Source organism: Syntrophales bacterium (assembly GCA_030018935.1).
Classification (GTDB): domain Bacteria; phylum Desulfobacterota; class Syntrophia; order Syntrophales; family CG2-30-49-12; genus CG2-30-49-12.
Window position 1 is genome coordinate 1 of the sequence record JASEGZ010000003.1, and the last position, 18944, is coordinate 18944.

The following is an 18944-nucleotide window of genomic DNA, read 5'->3' on the forward strand; positions in this document are numbered from 1 at the left end:
CATCAAAATCTTGTCCTCAAATGACGGTTATAGCTCCGCGAAAATCGGTGATTAACAACCTTTCCCTTCCTTTTCGTCCTAATACTACCCATTGTTTTCTTTCGGTAAAATGTCTTTGGAGGTGATAATTCAGGAACTTTCCTCCATTATCCCAATCGAAGCCAAGAATGGGGAACGGGAGGTTTTCCTCTTTAACCACCCTTTGAGTAACATTTTATTTGAGACAATTCGTAAGATAAAAAATGTATTGACAGGCAAAGAGAGAAAAAATATGCTGGGCCTCCTTCCTTCCTGCTTGCGGGGAGCCCGGAGATTTAATCGAAAGGAAGATATCGAGGAGAGAAAAACTTTTTTGGGGGATGAATTATGACGACAACGGAGCTAAAGAAAACAGGGCTTGCAGGGGTAGAGGACCTATACCAGAGGCGGGGGCAGAGAGCGAGGGAACTGAGCAGCCAGGGTACAAAGGTAATTGGTTACTTATGTTGCTATGTTCCCGTAGAGTTCTTCACTGCCCTTTCGATGGTGCCTTACCGTATCCAGGGGGGAGTGAATGAGCCCATAACTGAGGCCGATGCTTACCTGGAAACCATCATGTGCCCTTTTATCCGCAGTGCCTTCGACCTGGCGTTGAAGAACAGGTATGATTTTCTCGATGGGCTGGTGGTTCCACATACGTGTGATACTGTGCAGAGGATATATGATATCTGGAAATATTATCGTAAACCTGCCTATTCCCACTTCATCAATGTACCTCACATGCTCCAGCCTTCCTCTTATGAGTTTTTTAAAGAGGAGTTATTAACCTTCCGCAGGTCTCTGGAGAGGTTTGCCGGTAAAAAGATGACTGATGAAGCCCTGACCAGGGCAGTCCAGCTTCATAACGAAAATAGAGCCTTAGTTCGGGAACTGTATGATTTGAGGAAGCCGGATTTCCCTCTAACTTCAGGGGTTGAGATTCTTAAGACAATGGTAGCAGGGATGGGCCTTCCTGTTATCGAATTTAACGACTTGCTACGCAGTATGATCAAAGAGATCAAAGGACGCGGTAGCGGTCTCCAGAAGAAACCATCTCGGATTCTCCTCTACGGCAGCGTTATAGATGATATTTCCTTTGTTCAACTGATCGAGGAGAGTGGAGCCAGTGTGGTGATGGATGACCTCTCTACGGGAAGCAGAGGTTTCTGGCATGATGTGGAAGTGACGGCAGATCCCCTGGATGGGATTGTCAATCGCTATCTAGACAAGATATATTGTCCCCGTACCTATCGGCCCCAGGCCGAGACACATGAGAAGGACCTGGATAACAGGTTTGGATATGTTTACAAATTTGCCACTGATTTCAAGGTAAATGGGGTAATACTTTACGTCATAAGGTTTTGTGATACCTATGAGCTTGATGCCCCTGATTTCAGGGACTACTTCCAGAAAAAGGGTCTACCTGTCCTCTATCTTGAGGACGACTATAGTGCCACCACTCTCGGTCAACTAAAGACCAGGGTCCAGGCGTTCCTCGAGATGATCGTTTAGAAACCTCAGCGGAGGAGGCAGGATTACCCTAAGGGGGTGAGAGCTCCGGTGTGTTGAAAGAAATATTCGAGGGGGTTAAAATGACAGAAAAACCAGCGGAAAAAACCACATCAGTGAAGGCTACCGAAACGGTTAAGAAGGTGCGGGCGATCGTAAGGGGCCTTTATCAGAATGCCCGTGAGGCGAAGGAAAAGGGGCAACCTACAGCCTATACGATGACAGCCTGTCAGTATGAAGATATCCTCGCCGCGATGGATATTGTCGCCGTCTGGACAGAGAACTATGCTGGACTTGCTGCCGCCAAGCGGGATGCGGAAAGGTTCGTATTGAAGGCGGAAGCAGACGGCTATTCCAACGTTATCTGTGGTTATGTGAGGGTAGGGATGGGCTTTGACGCCTTGCGGAAGGAGCTGGGGGGGATTCCGGAGAACGCCCCTGACGGCGGCATGGTCATGCCAGATATGCTGTTAGGCTGTGGCTCTGCCTGTGACCCTCGCTTCAAGTGGTATCAAGCCTTAGGGCGTTATATGAATGTTCCCACTTACAGCTTTGACGTCCTCTGGCCTCCTGTGGATGCCGATCTTGACGGGGTGAGAGACTATTACATCAGATACCAGAGGGAGCAGTTCAGGGGATTGGTGGACTTCCTGGAACAGCAGACAAAGAAGAAGCTGAACCATGATCGGCTCTGGGAGGCCATTGAGCTGAGCAATATTACCTGGCAGAAATGGTGGGAGGTTGATCAACTGCGGAAGGCCATTCCGTCACCCATGCCCACAGAGGACCACTACAACGCCATGGTTCCCGGCTTCTTCTGCTGTGGCAAACAAATAGCGGTAGACTTTTATCAGGAACTATATGACGAGGTAAAGCAGAGGGTAGATAATAAGGTGGGAGTGGTCCCGGAAGAGAAGTACCGGATACTGTTTGGTGGTGGTCTTCCTCCCTGGCATACCATGTGGATCTTCAACTACTTTGAAACGTTAGGGGCGGTATTTGTCATGGAGAATGCCTATCGGATCTATGATCCTGTGGAGGTACCCTCCCATGTCAAGGACCCCTTGGAGTACCTGGCGTGGAGAACCTTCCTGCGCTGGACTCAAAGGTATGATAAAGCGAAAAAGAGAAGTGGGATACCGACGGTGGAGCGCCTTCTCGAATACATAGATGACTACAGGATAGATGGTGTAGTAACCCACGCCACCAGGTCATGCCGTGCCACGACCGTTGGGCAGATTGACTGGCTGCGGAGGTTGAATGAATACACAAAGATACCCACGATGCAGTTGATCAGTGATATTATTGATGTCCGTGACTATTCAGAAGCCCAGTGGAAGGCACAGATTGATGCTTTTGTAGAAGCAGTGGATGCACATAAGAAACGGACTGCTCGATAGGTAGAGGGGGGAATGACTTGCCGGAACTTGATAAGGCACATTATCGCCGATAATGTGCCTTATTAGTTGAGGTAGAAATTTCGGTGAGAAAGTGTGAGATGTATGTAGCTGGCCTCGATATCGGTTCCACAATGACCAAGGTGGTCATTATGGAGAAGGAGAGTATCCTCGCTTCGATCGTTGGTCCTACAGGGGCGGAGCACCGCCGACTGGCCAACAGGGTAATGGCAGACGCCCTTTCCCGAGCCAAACTTTCCTTCGATGATATTGCCTACGTGGTAGCCACAGGTTATGGAAGGGTGAATGTGCCTTTTGCTGACTGGCAGATAACAGAGATCTCCTGTCACGCTAAGGGGATAAGTAGCATCTTCCCCACAGCAAGGACCGTTATTGATATTGGCGGCCAGGATTGTAAAGGGATCAAGCTTTCCAGTGGTAAGGCATGCCTTGACGTAGGAAAGGTAGTGGACTTCGTCATGAATGATAAGTGCGCTGCAGGCACCGGCAGATTCCTCGAGGTGATCGCAGAGGCTCTCCAGGTGCCCCTCGAGAAGATGGGGGAGCTTTCCCTGAAGGCCAAAGGTAAGGTAAGGATCAGCAGTACCTGCACCGTCTTTGCCGAGCAGGAGGTGGTATCCTACCTTGCTGAAGGAGCAAGCACTGCTGATATCGTGGCGGGACTTCACGATGCCATCGCCAGCCGGATTCACAACATGGTGGAAAGGATTGGAGTGGAAAGGGATGTAGTGGTCACCGGTGGTGGGGCCAAGAATATCGGCCTGATCCGGGCGCTGGAGGGAAAAATAGGGAAAAGCGTTCTGGTCCCTCCTGAACCTTTGCTCACCGGGGCACTGGGTGCCGCCCTGCTTTGCAGGGAACGGGCCGAGAAGGCAAGGGAAGAGGGGTCTCTTCCCAGGAGAGAGCGTCGGCTGGAAGAAGTCCATTTCTTCACTTAAGTAAACATCAGTCGTAAGTCATAAGTCGTAAGTCAAACACATTAGATGAAGATTGAGAAATTTGAGGAAAGAAGGAAACTGACTCACGACTCTTGACTCACGACTCCCGACGAGGTCACCAGGTGGCATATGTAGGTGGAATTGATGTTGGCGCTGCCTTTACCAAGGTAGTGCTCCTTGATGAAATTAATGTCCTTGCCTCGTACCTCTTTCCCTCGGGAGGGCATTACCAGACGACAGCGGAGAAGGTGATGGCTGAGGTTCTGGTCAAGGCCTCTCTATCGTTCGATGATATTGCCTGTGTGGTGGCCACTGGTTATGGTGCCTCCAAGGTTCCCTTCGCTGGCCAGCAGGTGACGGATGTCTCCTGCCAGGCAAGGGGAATCCATCACCTCTTTCCCTCGGTGAGGACTATTATTGATATTGGAGGGCAGTCCAGTAAGGTCATCAAGGTGGACGATAAGGGGTGGGTGGTTAATTTTGTCGTCAGTGAGAAGTGTGCGGCGGGCAGTGGCAGGTTCCTGCAGGTGATTGCCCGGGTCCTCGGGATAGATATAAAAGATATCGGGCCACTATCCCTTAAGGCTCAGAAAAGTATCGAATTCAGCACCGGTTGCGCCGTTTTTGCCGAATCGGAAACGATATCACGCATCGCCGAAGGTACCCCGAAGGAGGATATCCTGGCCGGTGTTCACAAAGCCATGGCGGCCAAGACATTCTCGCTGGTAAATAGATTGGGGATGGAAAGGGATTGTGCCATAACGGGCGGCGGGGCAAAGGATATGGGGTTGGTCAAAAGCGTGGCTGAGACAATAGGAGTTGAGGTTTCAGTTCCCGAGGAGCCACAGATAACCGCTGCCCTCGGCGCGGCCCTGATCGGTATTGAAGATCTCAGGATAACCCATATTCATTGCCGATCAGAGCATCCAGACAGAAATCTACATCCAGGCTAATCGTCAGACTCCAGGAGATAACATCGCGGCTCCACCAGTCCATTATGGCTATCAGGTACATAAAGCCACGATGAAGTCTTCTGTTCCTTGATTGCCTCCAAAGCAACCTTGGCCTTAAACAATGGGGGGGTATCTCTTTCGCATTCGTTCCACTTGGACCTCCTATTTTTTTCTCCCAGGTGTAACTTATCACACTGTCCAAATTTGGGGGTCCACTATAGGACACCTTTCATATGCCAGAGAATAATGCGGGAATAGATGAGCCACTTATGCCGCATCTTGCTGTTCAGCCCCAGTGTAAAGATGTTTGCCCCCGATGTAAAGAGCCAGTTCACGAATAACCGTACCACGATCACGAAAAAAGCCAGCAGGTAATAGGGGCGCGATTTCCATTTCCGGAAAAACTGGTAACGGGAATGGTAAAATTCAATCCGAAAACCACAGTCCCTGCCGATACTCTGACCCTGGAGGTGATAGATGAATGCAGAAGGGACATGAAATATCTTCCAGCCGGCAGAGCGCATCTGATAGGCCCAATCGGTCTCTTCAAAAAAGAAAAAGTAGCGTTCGTCGAACATCCCTACCTCGTCAATAGCCTTCTTGCGGACCATAAGACACGCCCCGATCCCTGAATCAACCTCAAGGGGTTCTTTCCAGGCGTATCTCTTAGAGGGGAAGCGTTTCGGCCAGACGTATTCTAACAGTGTGACATTGGTCAAAAGGGTTAGGAGACGGGGAAAAGCCGCGATGGAATTCTGTTTGCTTCCGTTTGCATGCAAAAGCTGTCCACAGGCCATGGCTGCCTCCGGATGGGCCTCCATAAAAGAGAACAGTTCATAAACGGCATTCTCTGTCAAGATGGTATCACTGTTTAATAACAGTGCATACCTGCCTGTCATTATGCGAAGTCCCTGATTGTTTGCCGCCCCGAAGCCACGGTTTTCTGTGTTTTTTATCACGTGAACCCGGGGAAATTTCTCCCGCAACATCTCCACACTGCCATCGCCAGAGCCATTGTCAACGACAATAATCTCACGCGTTATGTCCCGCACTGTTTCACAAATAGAAGCGAGGCAGTTTCGTAATAGATCCTTCGTGTTCCAGTTGACGATGATAATGGAAATATCCATTTAATCTACTTATCGTGATTACCTGATTGCCTGTTTAACTCATTCAATTTGGCATACTTGAAAAACTTATTTACCGCATCGGTAACCGCCAACGTCAGGCCCTGAGTACCATCAAGGATACCGAGCCTCAAAAAATAGCCCTGGGAGAAGGTGAAAAAGGCCCGGAGGGCCGCAGACCAGACGGTTGTCTTTCTGCCTCTTTCAAAGGCCTCCCTAGCACCGAGTGTGGAGTAGCTATCAATCTTGAGGATAATCTGACTCAGGCGGCTTTCTGTAAGATGTTCTATGGGAACATCTAACGCAACTACAGTGCCATTGACTTCTACGGCTTCATGAACCATTGCCGGCATTATGTGACCGAGGTCCTTCTGGAAAAGCCTGATAACCCGGTCCGGCCACCACCCCGCATGCCTGATCCGGCGGCCCTGGAAAAAATTCTTCCTCGGAAAACTGTATCCGGCAACAGCTGTTGATGGATTTAAAACGATATCCTTTATCTTCAGGGCGGTTTCACAGGGAATCCGTTCATCGGCATCGAGGATAAGCACCCATCGGTGTCTGCAATGGGCGACGGCGGACTGCTTTTGCAGACCGAAACCCCGCCAGACTTCGATAAATACCTCGCACCCGAAGTCGGATACTATCTGAACGGTACTGTCCGAGCTATGGGAATCAATCACGACAATCTGTTCCGCAAAGGCAACACTTCTCAGGCAGGCGGGTAGATTATCCGCTTCGTCTTTGGTGATAATGGCCACGGAAAGGGGTATCTTGTCATCCATAAGCAGTTGTTTACTAAAGTTTTTGGCGTCCCGAAACCGATTGCGTATAGATTAAACCTGAATCCAGAGCGACCGATTTTCGTACAGTGGTTCTTTAAGTTTTCCGTTTACCCCCTTTAGGGCTATAATAATATCTTGATAACTCAAGAAATTCGATCTGCTACACCATGATCCGTAACGGATGGGCTGCTTAATTTTTAGCCCTATTTTTTCATAAAGGCTTAAAACGAATGCTTCATCATAACAAACAGCAGATTCCAGTGTATTGATATCTATCGTACGATACTCTCCAAATTCATACTTAAAATCTAAAGTACTTTTCCTGGCATTGATAAGTTGCAATGATTCTTTGTTCAATAAGAAGAAGGTAATTAAGCATCTTCCATTTCTTTTCAATAGACGGTTAATCTCACAAAAGTAATTTTCCATATCTTGAGGAAGCATGTGGGTAAATATTGATGTAAGAAATACAAAATCAAAAGATTCATTCTCATAAGGAAATTTGTATTCAGATGCTTTATGTTTTCCCTTTGGATTATAACTCTTGTTAAACACGTCAGATAGCTCAAAATGAAAATTTGGGTAATTGGAGGAAATATTTTTTACACACCAGTCAATCGCTCTGCTAACTATATCAAATCCTTCATAACTACCTTTTTTATCTAAATATTTTGTTAGCGGAATAGCCATTCTTCCACAACCACATCCTACATCTAAAATTTTTTCATCAGGCTTAAGGTCACAAAATTTTCTAAAGTAATTAAAAAATTCTATTCCTGTAGCCTCGAAATCTTTGTAGTTGCCAACGCTATCCCTTAGAGAACGCGGTGGCAGATAATCCTTTCTTTTAATAACCCGGATAAAATAATCAAGTAAATCAAAAAGTAGGTATTTAGTATATCTAAAGTATGTTTTCAAAAACATTTTTGTTATTCAAATTAAGAATTATTATTGAAACTTTTAAATATATTATCTACTTATAGTAAAAACTATTGCTTTACAGAACTGACATTTTATTTCCCGGATTTTGTTTAAATTTGTTATCTTTTCCATGCTTAATAAAAAATAAGGGATAACGGGGACGGTTCTATTTTCTCTCGAAAGGGCGGAAGCGAAAAAGGAAATAAAATAGAACCGTCCCCATTATACGTTACCTTTATTCCTTTTATTCCCTTTACTTTTAGACTGGACCTTCCTGAAATGTTCAACAAGATTGATGCACGGTCTGCAAATTTTGTACAGGCAAAAAAGAAAGTAAAACTCTATTATGCTATAATGATACTTAATTTTTTCGAAAGCCAGATGTTTGCTGATATTCCCTTTTTTATATGCTTTCCATATCTGGTAGTCATATTTAAACTGAATATAACTTTTCACGAAATTATTGACTGTTATATAAGGCCTATGCAAATACTCTCCACATAAATAAAATGCGTCAAAAGGTCTCGTATTCGCTATTCTATTTTTCCCTGTCTGTTGTTGAGGGTGAATGCGAAACGCGCTCAAGGGCTCATCGCTATAAGCGAACAGCCCTTGCTCTAAAAGGTGGAACCACATCTCCAGATCGACCCATTGGGCACATTTTTCATTAAATCCCCGATTGGCCTGATTTCTCTTAAACAACACCACAGAAGGTTCGCCAACAAGGTTTTCTCCCCGAAGCAGACATCTGTTAATTACTTTCGTTCCTTCCATCAAGTCTCTATCCTTAAAATAAGACCAAGTTCCCACAACCTTGGAATTTTCATCCACTATGTATCTCGCAGAACTTACCAGTGAAACTTCAGGATGGGACTCTATCGCCTCTACTAACTTTTTTAAAGAATCTTTATCAGCTAGAAAGTCATCTCCAAAAACATATTTAATATAAGTCCCCTTTGCCTCTCTCAAACACAAGTTCCAATTTTGAACCATGCCAACATTGCAGGAATTGATCTTGAACTTGATCCTGTTGTCGCAAGAAGCATATCTGTTCACAACTTCCTTTGTATTGTCATTCGAACAGTCATCTATTATAATCAACTCAAAATCATCGAAGCTTTGCTTCAAAATGGATTCAATATTTTCGGGCAGAAATCTAGCGTAGTTATAAGTCGGCACACAAATGCTCACCCTGGGACTGGTCATCTTACCCCCTGGAAATGCCAATTATGAAATGTTACGCAACCATGTTTTCTCCTGAAACGCACCTGAGTTCCGTGAAAACCTCTTCCGGTGTAATGGCTGCCATGCATTCAACGCGTCCCCCATGGCTCATTTCACATACTTCTTTGTTACACGGTACACAGGGCCAATCCTTTTTTACCACCGTGACCCTTCCAAAATGCTGCGTGCCGCCCTGGTCATGATAGGGCGATTTTTCAAAGGAACCATTCGACCACGGCCCCCAGTGCCTGACCAGGGAAGGACCAAATAACGCGACCGTGGGCATATCCAGCGCCGCTGCCATATGGGTCACCACGGTATCCACACCCACAAAGCCTTTGCTGCCTTTAATCGCCGCCGCCAATTGACACATATTATACGGTTGGTGAAGCGTAAAAATTTCAGAATGGGAACAAGATTTGATGTTTTTTAAAACCGTTTCATCGGCAGAATCCGGAGAGATGGTAAAAACTGGCGTTAATCTCAATTTTTCCTGAATCAACCCGGCAAGAGTCCCCCATGCCGGAGCGGGCCAATATTTATAATCCTTCCGCGAGTAAGGATGTAAAAGGATATAATCCTTATTCCCTAAATGTTCCCTCACAAAATTAACATCCGCCTCATCGTATCCCATCACAACGCGAGAACGGGGAAGAATATTTAGTGTTTCCAATTGCAAAAGGATAAGGGGAACGATGTGCATTTGAGCATCATAGAAACGACACTGACTTGAAATAATTTTCTTCCACCAATCCTTACGGGGAAAGAAATACGAAAACCCGATGGAAGTCCGCCCGGCGCCGGCACAGTAAATATTGGTGCGATCAGACGGATTTGTCCCGATGGCATAATCGTATCGTTTAAAAAGAGACATAAAAAAACGAATATTTTTACTTTCCGGAGGAATGGTCAGAACATTTCGGACGTAAGGATTGTTGCATAAAACATCCTGTGTGCCTTCAAAGACAAGATAATCTACGACGGCTTCCGGTATCTGTGTTTTAATGGATAACGCCAGGGGTGTGGACAGCAGAACGTCACCGCTGTACCGCAGAGAAACAATCAAGAAAGAAGGCCCTTTTCTTTTTGGATTTCCTTTTATGCTAGTAATAACGCAACCTCCCGCCCTGCCATTTCTCTTTGAGCGTGTGGCCGTAAAACGTCTTTTCTATGATTCGCCAGACAAAATGATCCCACTTTTCCTGACGTCTTTCCCAAAACCGTTTCCATCTGTTTAGACGCCATTTCTGGCGATAATATGCCCTATTCTCTTCCTCATAGGGACTTACCACCTTATCTTTTCGTATGGCCTTCTGTGTTATAGAACCAAAATGGTGGATCAAAGAACGTCCCGTAATCCCCGGACGAAAGCCTGCCATCTTTGCTCTTCGGAAAAAATCCACATCTTCAAATTGCCCGATCCGAAAATGCTCATCAAAAAAACCGATTTTATCGAATACCCGCCGATGAACCATAAAACATATACCATCGGCAATCCCGAGGCGTTTGACGTTTTGCATTTTGGAGATATATTCCCGGGCATACATCTCAATGTCATAACTGTACTCCCCTTCCCGGATGGCAGGACTTACAATATCCAGCTTCTCCTGCTTGGCAAATTGAAGAAGCCCATCCAGCCACTGTGAGGGAACAATCACATCATTATTCAAAATGATAACCCACTCCCCGTGACTTGCCTTGACCCCCTGATTCCACGCTGCGACACACCCCAAATTTTGGGGATTACTTATCACCGTCATATCCGAACAGGAGGCCAGGAATTCTGCCGTCCCGTCGGAAGAACCATTGTCAACAAGGATAATTTCCGCTCCGCCCCTTCCAAAGGCCGACAAACTCTCAAGGCATAATTTCGTAAACTTGAGTTGATTATATAGAGGAATGACTATGCTTACATTCATTGAACGGATATCATTTACTTTTTTAGTGAAACAAAAAAAACGATTACTGGGACAAGAAAGACATTCTAAAGGAATTTCATATTAGAGAATGGGTTCGTCATTTTTTCATTCTAACCTTTACTTACTTCTGCTGGAGTTCCCTTAACTTGATATATTTCGAAAATGTATAGAATGCATATAAAATAGAAAGGATAAATCCATAGTACCCTTCTAAAAAGCCGGCTCTTAGAATAAACATGTTTAAAAAAGTGTACAAAGGCCGGAAGATAATGTGTTGTATTCCGTAAGTTTTATTTTCTTTCAGCAATTCTTTAGCCGCCAGCGTTGAGTACTTATCCAATCTCAGTAAGTAATCACTGATGCTCCTGTACGTGTAATGTTCCATTGGATGTTTCAGGTAACCCACTGAACCTTCCACATCAATCCCTTCATGCACCTCCCGGTTTCTAAATAAACCCTTCCCTCTTTTGAAAAGACGCAAATTATAATCGGGATACCAACCACAATACCTGATCCACCGGCCTAAAAAAAAGTTCTTTCGGGCGATGAAATAACCGTCGCTAGAGGTTTCTTTCTGTATAATCTCTTCGATCTCTTTCCTTAATGCCGGTGTAACCCGCTCATCCGCATCAAGGCTTAATATCCACTTGTTCGTGGCCTTCGCAATCGCGCTATTCTTTTGTGCGGAAAATCCCTTCCAGGGCTCACAGTAAAAACAGACACCAAAGTCCTCACAGAACTTTGCCGTACTATCGTCACTCTCAGAATCAACCACCACAATCTGCTCCGCAAAGGCAACGCTTTTCAGGCAGTCGGGCAGATTATCCGCCTCGTTTTTGGTGATAATAGCCACGGAAAGGGGTATCTTGTCATTCATAAGCAACAACACTGTGGACGAACATCCTACAACGATAGTTGGGGAAATAGCTACAGCATACAGTATGCTTGGGACGATTTAATAACAGTATATTGTGTTCAGTTAAGCAAGTTTCGTTGTAGGGATAATCACTTCAAAACCTTTACGCTTGCCACTGACACGAATTTCAGTGGTATAAAAGCCGCTTGCCCAATCTCCTAAAAAATTTGCAAGTGCAGTAATAACTGTGGTTTTCCCCGATCCAGGTAAGCCAGTAAGAAGAAATTTGGCGGATAAGGATTTGCTTTTTTCCGCAGGGCGGCTTCTCTCCTCTTCACGCCCCAGAATCTTGCTTCCAATCATATTTGAAGTATATCAGCAGAGGATGATGGGTGTCAAGAGAACAGAAAATTCGGGGGCATCCTGCCCAAAAACCTACTGCTTGTTTTCACTTTCTGCAGAGATACTGTGAAAGCCGTTTTTACAGCTTCCCCCATAACCATTCAATTGGTGTAGGACACAGGGGAATGACAACGGGGATAAGCGTCTACCTTTTATTGTTGAAAAAATCGCCCTTCCTGTGATAAGAGATAATGCAAAAATTGACGAGGTTGGCAGATCACTATGAGTCTGGGGAAAATGCTGGAAGAGAGTTGCAGGCAATACGGAGAGAATGTGGCTATTATCCACGACGATATAAGCTTGACCTATAACGAATTGAACAGGGCGGCAAACGCCATCGGAAACCGGCTGAAAAGCTGGGGACTGCAAAAAGGGGATAAGGTTGCCCTGTTGCTTTCCAATTGTCCCGAATTTATCATCTCCTACTTTGCCATCCAGAAGATCGGTGCCGTTGCCGTTACTCTCAATACCATGTCTACGGCTTATGAACTACGATACCTGATTGGCAATAGCGAGGCAAAAGTATTGGTTACCGAAGCCCCGCTAACGAAGCGATTTGAGGAAATAAGCGGGGATGTCCCCCTCTGCCGGCATCTGCTTGTTACCAATGGTCTGGATGCCGCTTCGCCTTTCGGGGAGATTGTTGAGGAAGGCCCCTTTATGCTTGACATGTCGGAAATTGTCGGAGATGACCCCGCCGTTATGATCTATACCTCCGGCCTTACCGGCAAACCACTCGGCGCTACCCTCACCCATAGGAACCTCCTTGGCCAGTCTGACCTTATCAGAGACCTTTGCGGCGGCACGGAAAGGGATCGGGCGCTCTGTGTGATACCATTCTTTCATTCCTTTGGCGCTGCAGTCAACATGCTGAGTGCCGTCCGCATCGGGGCCGGCATGGTGTTGATGGATCGGTTCAGCATAGATGATATCTTCAGCGCCATCGAAAGAAATAAGGTGACCTATATCGCCTCTGTCCCGGGGGTGTTTCTCGGCATGTTGTTTCATAAAGAGACCGAGCGTTACAACGTGAGAGCCCTGAGGCTTTGCATCACCGGGGGCGCCGCCATGCCGGCGGAATTTACTCCCGCCTTTGAAAAAAGATTTGGTGTCAAAGTCTTAGAGGGTTACGGCCTCACCGAGGCATCACCTGTCTGTACATTCAGCAGACCTGATATGGTACAGAAGCCGGGTTCTATCGGCGTCGTTATCCCCGGTGTTGAGGCGAAGATTGTGGACGATTCTGGTAAAGAGTTGCCGGCGGGTGAGAGCGGGGAGCTTATCATTAAAGGGGAAAATGTGATGAAGGGCTACTACAGGGACGAAGAGGCGACAGCCTTGGTCATCAGAGATGGGTGGCTTTACACGAGCGATCTGGCTAAGATTGACGAGGACGGATATATCTTTCTCACAGGTCGTAAAAAGCGGATGATCATCACCTGGGGGTTTAATGTCTATCCCCGGGAAGTCGAGATCGTTCTCGACATGCATCCCGCCGTTAAAGCCTCCCGGGTGGTTGGTATGTCTGATCTGATGAGGGGAGAGATTGTAAAGGCCTTTGTTGTAAAAAGTGAGGGAGCGGACTCTGATAAAAGATCAATCGTCAGACATTGCAGAAATTACCTCTCCCCTTACAAGGTTCCTCGCAAGGTTGAGTTTGTGGAAAATCTTGATTGAACGAAGTTGTATTTTTAGAAGAAACATTCATGTCTCAAAGAGACATAAAGGACAATGAAAATCTCCCCTTTTTCAAAGGGGGGCTGGGGGAGATTTTCAAAAGAAAGGAGAAAAAGGCAGTATGGAATACAAAAACATCCTCTTTACCGTTGAGGACGGGGTCGCCACGGTAACCTTCAACAGGCCAAAGGCATTAAATGCGATGAATTCCGAAACGATGGCCGAGCTTCTCAGCGCCGTGACACACTGTAAAAACGATGATGGTATCAGGGTCCTGATCCTGACCGGCGCCGGTGAAAAGGCATTTGTGGCCGGTGCAGACATATCTGAAATGCAGGAGATGAAACCGTATCAGGCGCTTGCCTTCATGGAAATTTGCCCTGAAACTGACGGGCATGCCCGGTTTTGCCCTCAAGATGGCCAAACACAGCATCAATTTCGGTTACGACCTTGCCCTCGATAACGCCACAAGACTGGAGGCACAGTGCTGCGCCCAGTGCTTCAGTACCGATGACCAGAAGGAAGGAATGGATGCCTTCCTTGAAAAGAGGAAGCCCCTTTTTACCGGTCGCTAACTATGCATGCAAAAGGAGGTATCTGACGTGAACTTTGCACCAACGGAAGAACAGCAGATGGTAAGAGATATGGTCAGGAAATTTGCGGAGACGGAGATTAAACCGATTGCCGCAGAACTGGACAGGACCCACAGGCACCCTGAAGAGATCTGCCGGAAGTTAGGCGAGATGGGCATAATGGGGGTTGCTGTCCCCACGGAATATGGCGGGGCTGGCATGGATAATGTGACCTATATCATGGCGATGATAGAGATTTCCAAGGCCTGTGCAAGCTGCGGCTGTATCGTGTCCGTCAACAATTCTCTTTACGGTTATCCCCTCAAGACCTTTGGTTCAGAGGAGCAGAAGAAAAAATTTCTGACCCCTGTTGCCAGTGGGGAGGTTGAGGGTTGCTATGCCCTCACAGAGGCCGGTGCCGGTTCCGATGCAGCGGCCTTGAGGTGCCGTGCTGAACTAAAAGGGGATAAGTATATCATCGTCGGCACCAAGGCCCTTATTACAAGCGGTAATATTGCCCATTACTGTGTTCTCGCGGCCACAACCGATCCCTCCCTCGGTTACAAGGGTGTTATCAACCTCGTTGTGGATATGAAGAATACACCGGGCTTTCGTGTGGGCAAGATTGAAGAAAAGCTGGGCATCCTGGCCTCCGGCACGGCCGAGCTGGTTTTTGAGGATGCGGAAATCCCAGTGGAAAACCTCCTCGGTAAACCCGGCGAGGGATTCAAACAGATGTTAACGGGACTTGATTCGGGAAGGATCGGCGTCGGTGCACAGGCCTGCGGCATCGGCAGGGCGGCCCTCGAAGATGCCTTAGTCTACGCGAAGGAAAGGGTCCAGTTTGGCAAGCCGATCGTTACCTTTCAGGCGATACAGTTTAAACTGGCCGATATGGCCACGGAACTCGATGCGGCAGAATTGATGCTCCTCCGTGCCGCGTGGCGGGAGGATAATGGTCTTGACTTTGAAAAAGAGGCCGCCATGGCTAAATATTACGCATCAGACGTGGCCATGAGGGCTGCCATTGAAGGCGTGCAGATCTTTGGTGGTTACGGATACATCAAAGAGTATCCGGCGGAGAGACACATGCGGGATGCCAAGATATGCCAGATATACGAAGGCACTAACGAGATCCAGAGAATGGTCGTGGCAAGAAAACTCATCGGTTTGAGATAGAGACAGCGGAAAGGTAAGCGTTCAGTTATCAGCTTTCAGCTTTCAGCGAAAACAAAAAGATACCAGGGGAAGTCTACAACTCCCAAGAAAGGTTCTCATACTGAAGTTTTTGTTTTGACCTGTCTTACTGATCGCTGACGGCTGAACGCTTACATATGGGGTGTTCACATGAATCCAGAACTGATTGATACGCTGGTGGTAAAAAACGAGACGAAGATCGTTTTCCTGATTATGGACGGCCTCGGCGGCCTGCCCATGGGAGGGAGGGATCAGACGGAGCTGGAAGCGGCAAGGACCCCTTACCTCGATGCCCTAACTAAGAAGTCCATCTGCGGGCTTCTTGACCCGATTGGCTACGGAATCACACCGGGAAGCGGCCCGGCCCACTTTGCCCTCTTTGGGTATGACCCCATCAAAAACAATGTGGGGCGCGGCCTCCTGTCGGCGGCAGGGATTGATTTTCCCATGACGGCGAGGGACCTCTTTATGCGGGTCAACTTTGCAACCATTGACCATCAGGGCAGGGTCACGGACAGACGGGCAGGCCGCATAGATAATGAAACCAATCGGAGGCTCTGCCGGAAGCTTCAGGAACAGATCCGCCTGACATCCGGTATGGAGGTCTTCTTTGAGACGGAAAAGGAACACCGGGCATTGTTTGTCCTCCGGGGAGATGAACTCCGGGAAGAGATCGAGGAAACGGACCCCCAGAAGATCGGGGTACTCCCTCTTCCTCCCCGACCCTTGATACGAGAGGCAGAAAATACCGCCGCTGCCATCGCAGAGCTTGTAGAAAAAGCAAAGGAGTCCCTTGGCGACGAGAAAAAGGCAAACATGGTCCTTCTGCGGGGCTATGCCAGGTACCGCCACTTTCCCAGTATCAGCGAGAGATTCGGCCTCAATCCCCTCGCCATTGCCAATTATCCCATGTACAGGGGGATCGCCCGGCTTCTCGGGATGACGGTTAATACCGGGGCGAACACCATCGAAGATGAATTTGATATCCTCTGTGAGAACTACCAGCATTTCGACTTCTTCTTTATTCATGTCAAGGATACCGATTCGCGGGGGGAAGATGGAAATTTTGCGGAAAAGGTCAGCGTGATCGAAAAGGTAGATTCTCTGATCCCCCTGATTACCGACCTCCATCCCCATGTCCTGGTGGTTACAGGGGACCATTCCACGCCGGCAGCCCTGGCCTCTCATAGCTGGCATCCCTTGCCGGTCCTGCTGTTATCGGATACCTGCCGACCGGACAGGGTAGAGCGATTCGGGGAAAGGGATTGCATCAACGGTGGTCTCGGGCGGATGCCAATGGTTTACCTCATGGGTCTGGCACTTGCCCATGCTAAAAGGTTAACGAAATTCGGGGCCTGACAGATCCATAGCCTTCCAGACGATCTCGGCGATATCGAGAGAGGTCATGCTTTCTTCCCTGTTACGGTCCTTGATCCCGTCAGTCAGCATGGTGAGGCAGAAGGGACAGCCCACGGCGATTGTATCTGCTTTTGCCGCAATAGCCTGATCGGTCCTCATATCGTTGATCCTCTCCCCTACATCTTCTTCCATCCACATCCTGGCACCGCCGGCACCACAGCAGAAGCTCCTCGCATGGTTTCGCTCCATCTCTGTCAGTTTCATGCCGGGAATGGCCTCAAGAATCCCTCTCGGCTGATCATAAATATTGTTGTACCTGCCGAGGAAACAGGAATCGTGATAGGTGAACAACCCTTCCAGTGGTTTTTTCACCCTGATCTTACCACGGGCAATGAGATCGGCGAGGAACTCGGTATGATGGTACACTTCATAGTTGCCACCAAATTGGGGATAATCCTTCTTGATGATATTATACCCATGGGGACAGGTGGTGATGATCTTCTTTACACCGTAACCGTTCATCGTTTCAATGTTTGCCTGGGCAATTATCTGGTAGAGATACTCATTACCTCCCCTCATGGCCGAATCGCCACAGCACCCCTCTTCGGCCCCGAGGATACCGAAGCTGACACCAGCCACCTGAAGGATACGGGCGAAGGCCACGGAGACCTTCTTCCCCCGGTCATCAAACGATCCGGCACACCCTACATAGAACAGGTATTCCACATGGGGATCTTCCGTTAGAGTCTTGATACCTAAGTCTTTGGCCCAATCGGCCCGCGTGTGAGAGCCTATACCCCAGGGGTTGGAGTTATTTTCCATGTTACGGAATGCTGTCTGAAGTGCGGAGGGGAATTTACTCTCCATTAAAACCAGATAGCGCCGCATATCGTCAATCTTGTTTATATGTTCAATAGCCACCGGGCATATCTCCATACAGGCCATGCAATTGGTGCAGTCCCAGATCTCTTCCTCGGTAACCACCTCACCGATCATGGTCTGTCCTTCTCCCCCTTCCTGCTTTTCCCCTCCCTTTTCCGCAAGCAGATAGTTTGCCGAGGTGAAGAGGTGTTTCTTGAGGTTTTGAACGACCTCTTCCGGTTTTAGATGCTTCCCGCTGTTACTGGCGGGACAGTTGTCGGTACAACGTCCGCACTCCGTGCAGGCATACAGATCGAGGAGGTGTTTCCAGGAGAATTCTGTAATTTTTGAGATGCCGAAACTTTCCGCCTCTTCCATGTCCGTGATCGGCTGGAGAGAACCTTGGGGGCCTGTGGAATGGAAAAAGAGATTGAAGTGAGAGGCAAGGATATGGAGGTGCTTGGAGTAGAGGATGTAAATCCCGAAGCCGAATACCACTGTCATGTGTACCCACCAGAAAATCTGGAAAAGAATGTAAGCCTTGTCCTGCAAACCCATTTTCAAAAAAATATTTGCCAGGGCCATGCCTACAAAAGCCCATTCGGTGAAAGGTGTTTCTCCTGAGAGGAGGCGAAAACCCTCCATGAAGAAGCTCAGGAGCATCAAGGAAAAAACCATAATCAAGATGATTCCCGCTTCCAGGGACAGTTTCAAACGGGAAGGCCTGATGATGTAACGTCTGATTGCCGCCCAGATAATCGAGGTAATAACAGTCAGGCCGGCAATGTCTAAGAGGAGAAAAAACAGGTTATTAAAGGTTTCTCCGAAAAGGGCGGGGGATAATCTCTCGTAAAATCCTTCCGCAATATGAAAGCCATAACTGATAACAAAAAGAGAAAAGCCGTAGAATAAGAGCATGTGTCCTACGCCAGCAAAGTCGCCTTTTGTCACGTGTTTCAGAACACAGCGCTGAGGGAGTACCTGACCGAGAGCGAATTTCAACCGCTTGCCGATCTGGTCAGATCTGTCTTCCGCCTTTCCTAATTTAAGGAGGGCGATAAGGAATTTCGCTCTCCTACTAAAAGCAACAACGGTGATACATATCAACAATAAAAGAAAGATCTTACCCGCAATCGGTAACATGAGCAATCTCCTTGTAAAATTTTACTACTGTCCATCCCGAGAGGAGAGGGTGGTATCTCTGCTGC

At 47.6% G+C, this 18944-nt stretch carries 16 protein-coding genes and 2 pseudogenes; 8 read left to right on the forward strand and 10 right to left on the reverse strand.

Annotated elements, in window-relative coordinates:
* Positions 1–366: 366 nt before the first annotated feature.
* The 4 genes and pseudogenes from QMD03_01005 (at position 367) to QMD03_01020 (ending at position 4704) form a co-directional block, all read left to right on the forward strand.
* A complete protein-coding gene (locus QMD03_01005; protein MDI6775816.1) occupies positions 367–1530 on the forward strand; it encodes a 2-hydroxyacyl-CoA dehydratase family protein in 1164 nt (387 codons plus the stop codon).
* Between the two features lie 80 nt (positions 1531–1610).
* Entirely contained in the window at positions 1611–2927 is a 1317-nt protein-coding gene (locus tag QMD03_01010; GenBank protein MDI6775817.1) for a 2-hydroxyacyl-CoA dehydratase family protein, read from the forward strand.
* 83 nt (positions 2928–3010) lie between these two features.
* Positions 3011–3883, forward strand: coding sequence for an acyl-CoA dehydratase activase (locus tag QMD03_01015; GenBank protein ID MDI6775818.1), 873 nt, complete (start codon positions 3011–3013; stop codon positions 3881–3883).
* A 170-nt stretch (positions 3884–4053) separates the two neighbouring features.
* Positions 4054–4704: pseudogene (locus QMD03_01020) on the forward strand (acyl-CoA dehydratase activase).
* A 48-nt stretch (positions 4705–4752) separates the two neighbouring features.
* Here the strand turns inward: QMD03_01020 and QMD03_01025 are convergent.
* The 9 genes and pseudogenes from QMD03_01025 to QMD03_01065 form a co-directional block, all read right to left on the reverse strand.
* Positions 4753–4912, reverse strand: a pseudogene (locus QMD03_01025) (IS3 family transposase).
* 139 nt (positions 4913–5051) lie between these two features.
* Positions 5052–5966 carry a glycosyltransferase family 2 protein gene (locus QMD03_01030; GenBank protein MDI6775819.1) on the reverse strand — a complete coding sequence of 305 codons (915 nt, stop codon included), beginning with the start codon at positions 5964–5966 and terminating at the stop codon, positions 5052–5054.
* Positions 5967–5971: 5 nt separating this feature from the next.
* Positions 5972–6748 carry a glycosyltransferase family 2 protein gene (locus QMD03_01035; protein ID MDI6775820.1) on the reverse strand — a complete coding sequence of 259 codons (777 nt, stop codon included), beginning with the start codon at positions 6746–6748 and terminating at the stop codon, positions 5972–5974.
* A 51-nt stretch (positions 6749–6799) separates the two neighbouring features.
* Entirely contained in the window at positions 6800–7672 is an 873-nt protein-coding gene (locus tag QMD03_01040) for a class I SAM-dependent methyltransferase (protein MDI6775821.1), read from the reverse strand.
* Between the two features lie 219 nt (positions 7673–7891).
* Complete coding sequence (locus QMD03_01045) at positions 7892–8875, reverse strand: glycosyltransferase family 2 protein (GenBank protein MDI6775822.1); 984 nt, start codon at positions 8873–8875, stop codon at positions 7892–7894.
* Between the two features lie 31 nt (positions 8876–8906).
* Positions 8907–9959 carry a glycosyltransferase family 9 protein gene (locus QMD03_01050; protein MDI6775823.1) on the reverse strand — a complete coding sequence of 351 codons (1053 nt, stop codon included), beginning with the start codon at positions 9957–9959 and terminating at the stop codon, positions 8907–8909.
* Positions 9960–9996: 37 nt separating this feature from the next.
* Positions 9997–10812 (reverse strand): glycosyltransferase family 2 protein, encoded by an 816-nt coding sequence (locus QMD03_01055; GenBank protein ID MDI6775824.1) that lies wholly within the window; start codon positions 10810–10812, stop codon positions 9997–9999.
* A 121-nt stretch (positions 10813–10933) separates the two neighbouring features.
* Entirely contained in the window at positions 10934–11689 is a 756-nt protein-coding gene (locus QMD03_01060; protein ID MDI6775825.1) for a glycosyltransferase family 2 protein, read from the reverse strand.
* A 102-nt stretch (positions 11690–11791) separates the two neighbouring features.
* Entirely contained in the window at positions 11792–12031 is a 240-nt protein-coding gene (locus QMD03_01065) for a nucleoside-triphosphatase (protein ID MDI6775826.1), read from the reverse strand.
* Positions 12032–12292: 261 nt separating this feature from the next.
* Here QMD03_01065 and QMD03_01070 point away from each other — a divergent pair, with 261 nt between their 5' ends.
* The 4 genes from QMD03_01070 to QMD03_01085 all read left to right on the forward strand — a co-directional run bounded on the left by QMD03_01070 (position 12293) and on the right by QMD03_01085 (position 16875).
* Complete coding sequence (locus QMD03_01070) at positions 12293–13747, forward strand: long-chain fatty acid--CoA ligase (GenBank protein ID MDI6775827.1); 1455 nt, start codon at positions 12293–12295, stop codon at positions 13745–13747.
* 121 nt (positions 13748–13868) lie between these two features.
* Positions 13869–14210: an enoyl-CoA hydratase-related protein gene (locus QMD03_01075; GenBank protein MDI6775828.1), complete on the forward strand. Its 342-nt coding sequence runs from the start codon at positions 13869–13871 to the stop codon at positions 14208–14210.
* Positions 14211–14349: 139 nt separating this feature from the next.
* Positions 14350–15498, forward strand: coding sequence for an acyl-CoA dehydrogenase (locus QMD03_01080; protein MDI6775829.1), 1149 nt, complete (start codon positions 14350–14352; stop codon positions 15496–15498).
* A 168-nt stretch (positions 15499–15666) separates the two neighbouring features.
* Positions 15667–16875 (forward strand): 2,3-bisphosphoglycerate-independent phosphoglycerate mutase, encoded by a 1209-nt coding sequence (locus QMD03_01085; protein MDI6775830.1) that lies wholly within the window; start codon positions 15667–15669, stop codon positions 16873–16875.
* Here QMD03_01085 and QMD03_01090 read toward each other — a convergent pair.
* The gene (locus QMD03_01090; protein ID MDI6775831.1) at positions 16855–18879 is read right to left on the reverse strand and encodes a (Fe-S)-binding protein; all 2025 of its coding nucleotides are present in this window, start codon (positions 18877–18879) and stop codon (positions 16855–16857) included. The genes QMD03_01085 and QMD03_01090 overlap by 21 nt on opposite strands.
* Between the last annotated feature and the right edge of the window lie 65 nt (positions 18880–18944).

What these genes read in the sequence shown, in the direction of transcription:
- QMD03_01005 (MDI6775816.1), top strand. Translation starts at nt 367, where the DNA reads ATGACGACAACGGAGCTAAAGAAAACAGGGCTTGCAGGGGTAGAGGAC.
- QMD03_01010 (MDI6775817.1), top strand. Translation starts at nt 1,611, where the DNA reads ATGACAGAAAAACCAGCGGAAAAAACCACATCAGTGAAGGCTACCGAA.
- QMD03_01030 (MDI6775819.1), bottom strand. Translation starts at nt 5,966, where the DNA reads ATGGATATTTCCATTATCATCGTCAACTGGAACACGAAGGATCTATTA.
- QMD03_01035 (MDI6775820.1), bottom strand. Translation starts at nt 6,748, where the DNA reads ATGGATGACAAGATACCCCTTTCCGTGGCCATTATCACCAAAGACGAA.
- QMD03_01040 (MDI6775821.1), bottom strand. Translation starts at nt 7,672, where the DNA reads ATGTTTTTGAAAACATACTTTAGATATACTAAATACCTACTTTTTGAT.
- QMD03_01045 (MDI6775822.1), bottom strand. Translation starts at nt 8,875, where the DNA reads ATGACCAGTCCCAGGGTGAGCATTTGTGTGCCGACTTATAACTACGCT.
- QMD03_01055 (MDI6775824.1), bottom strand. Translation starts at nt 10,812, where the DNA reads ATGAATGTAAGCATAGTCATTCCTCTATATAATCAACTCAAGTTTACG.
- QMD03_01060 (MDI6775825.1), bottom strand. Translation starts at nt 11,689, where the DNA reads ATGAATGACAAGATACCCCTTTCCGTGGCTATTATCACCAAAAACGAG.
- QMD03_01065 (MDI6775826.1), bottom strand. Translation starts at nt 12,031, where the DNA reads ATGATTGGAAGCAAGATTCTGGGGCGTGAAGAGGAGAGAAGCCGCCCT.
- QMD03_01070 (MDI6775827.1), top strand. Translation starts at nt 12,293, where the DNA reads ATGAGTCTGGGGAAAATGCTGGAAGAGAGTTGCAGGCAATACGGAGAG.
- QMD03_01075 (MDI6775828.1), top strand. Translation starts at nt 13,869, where the DNA reads ATGGAATACAAAAACATCCTCTTTACCGTTGAGGACGGGGTCGCCACG.
- QMD03_01085 (MDI6775830.1), top strand. Translation starts at nt 15,667, where the DNA reads ATGAATCCAGAACTGATTGATACGCTGGTGGTAAAAAACGAGACGAAG.
- QMD03_01090 (MDI6775831.1), bottom strand. Translation starts at nt 18,879, where the DNA reads ATGTTACCGATTGCGGGTAAGATCTTTCTTTTATTGTTGATATGTATC.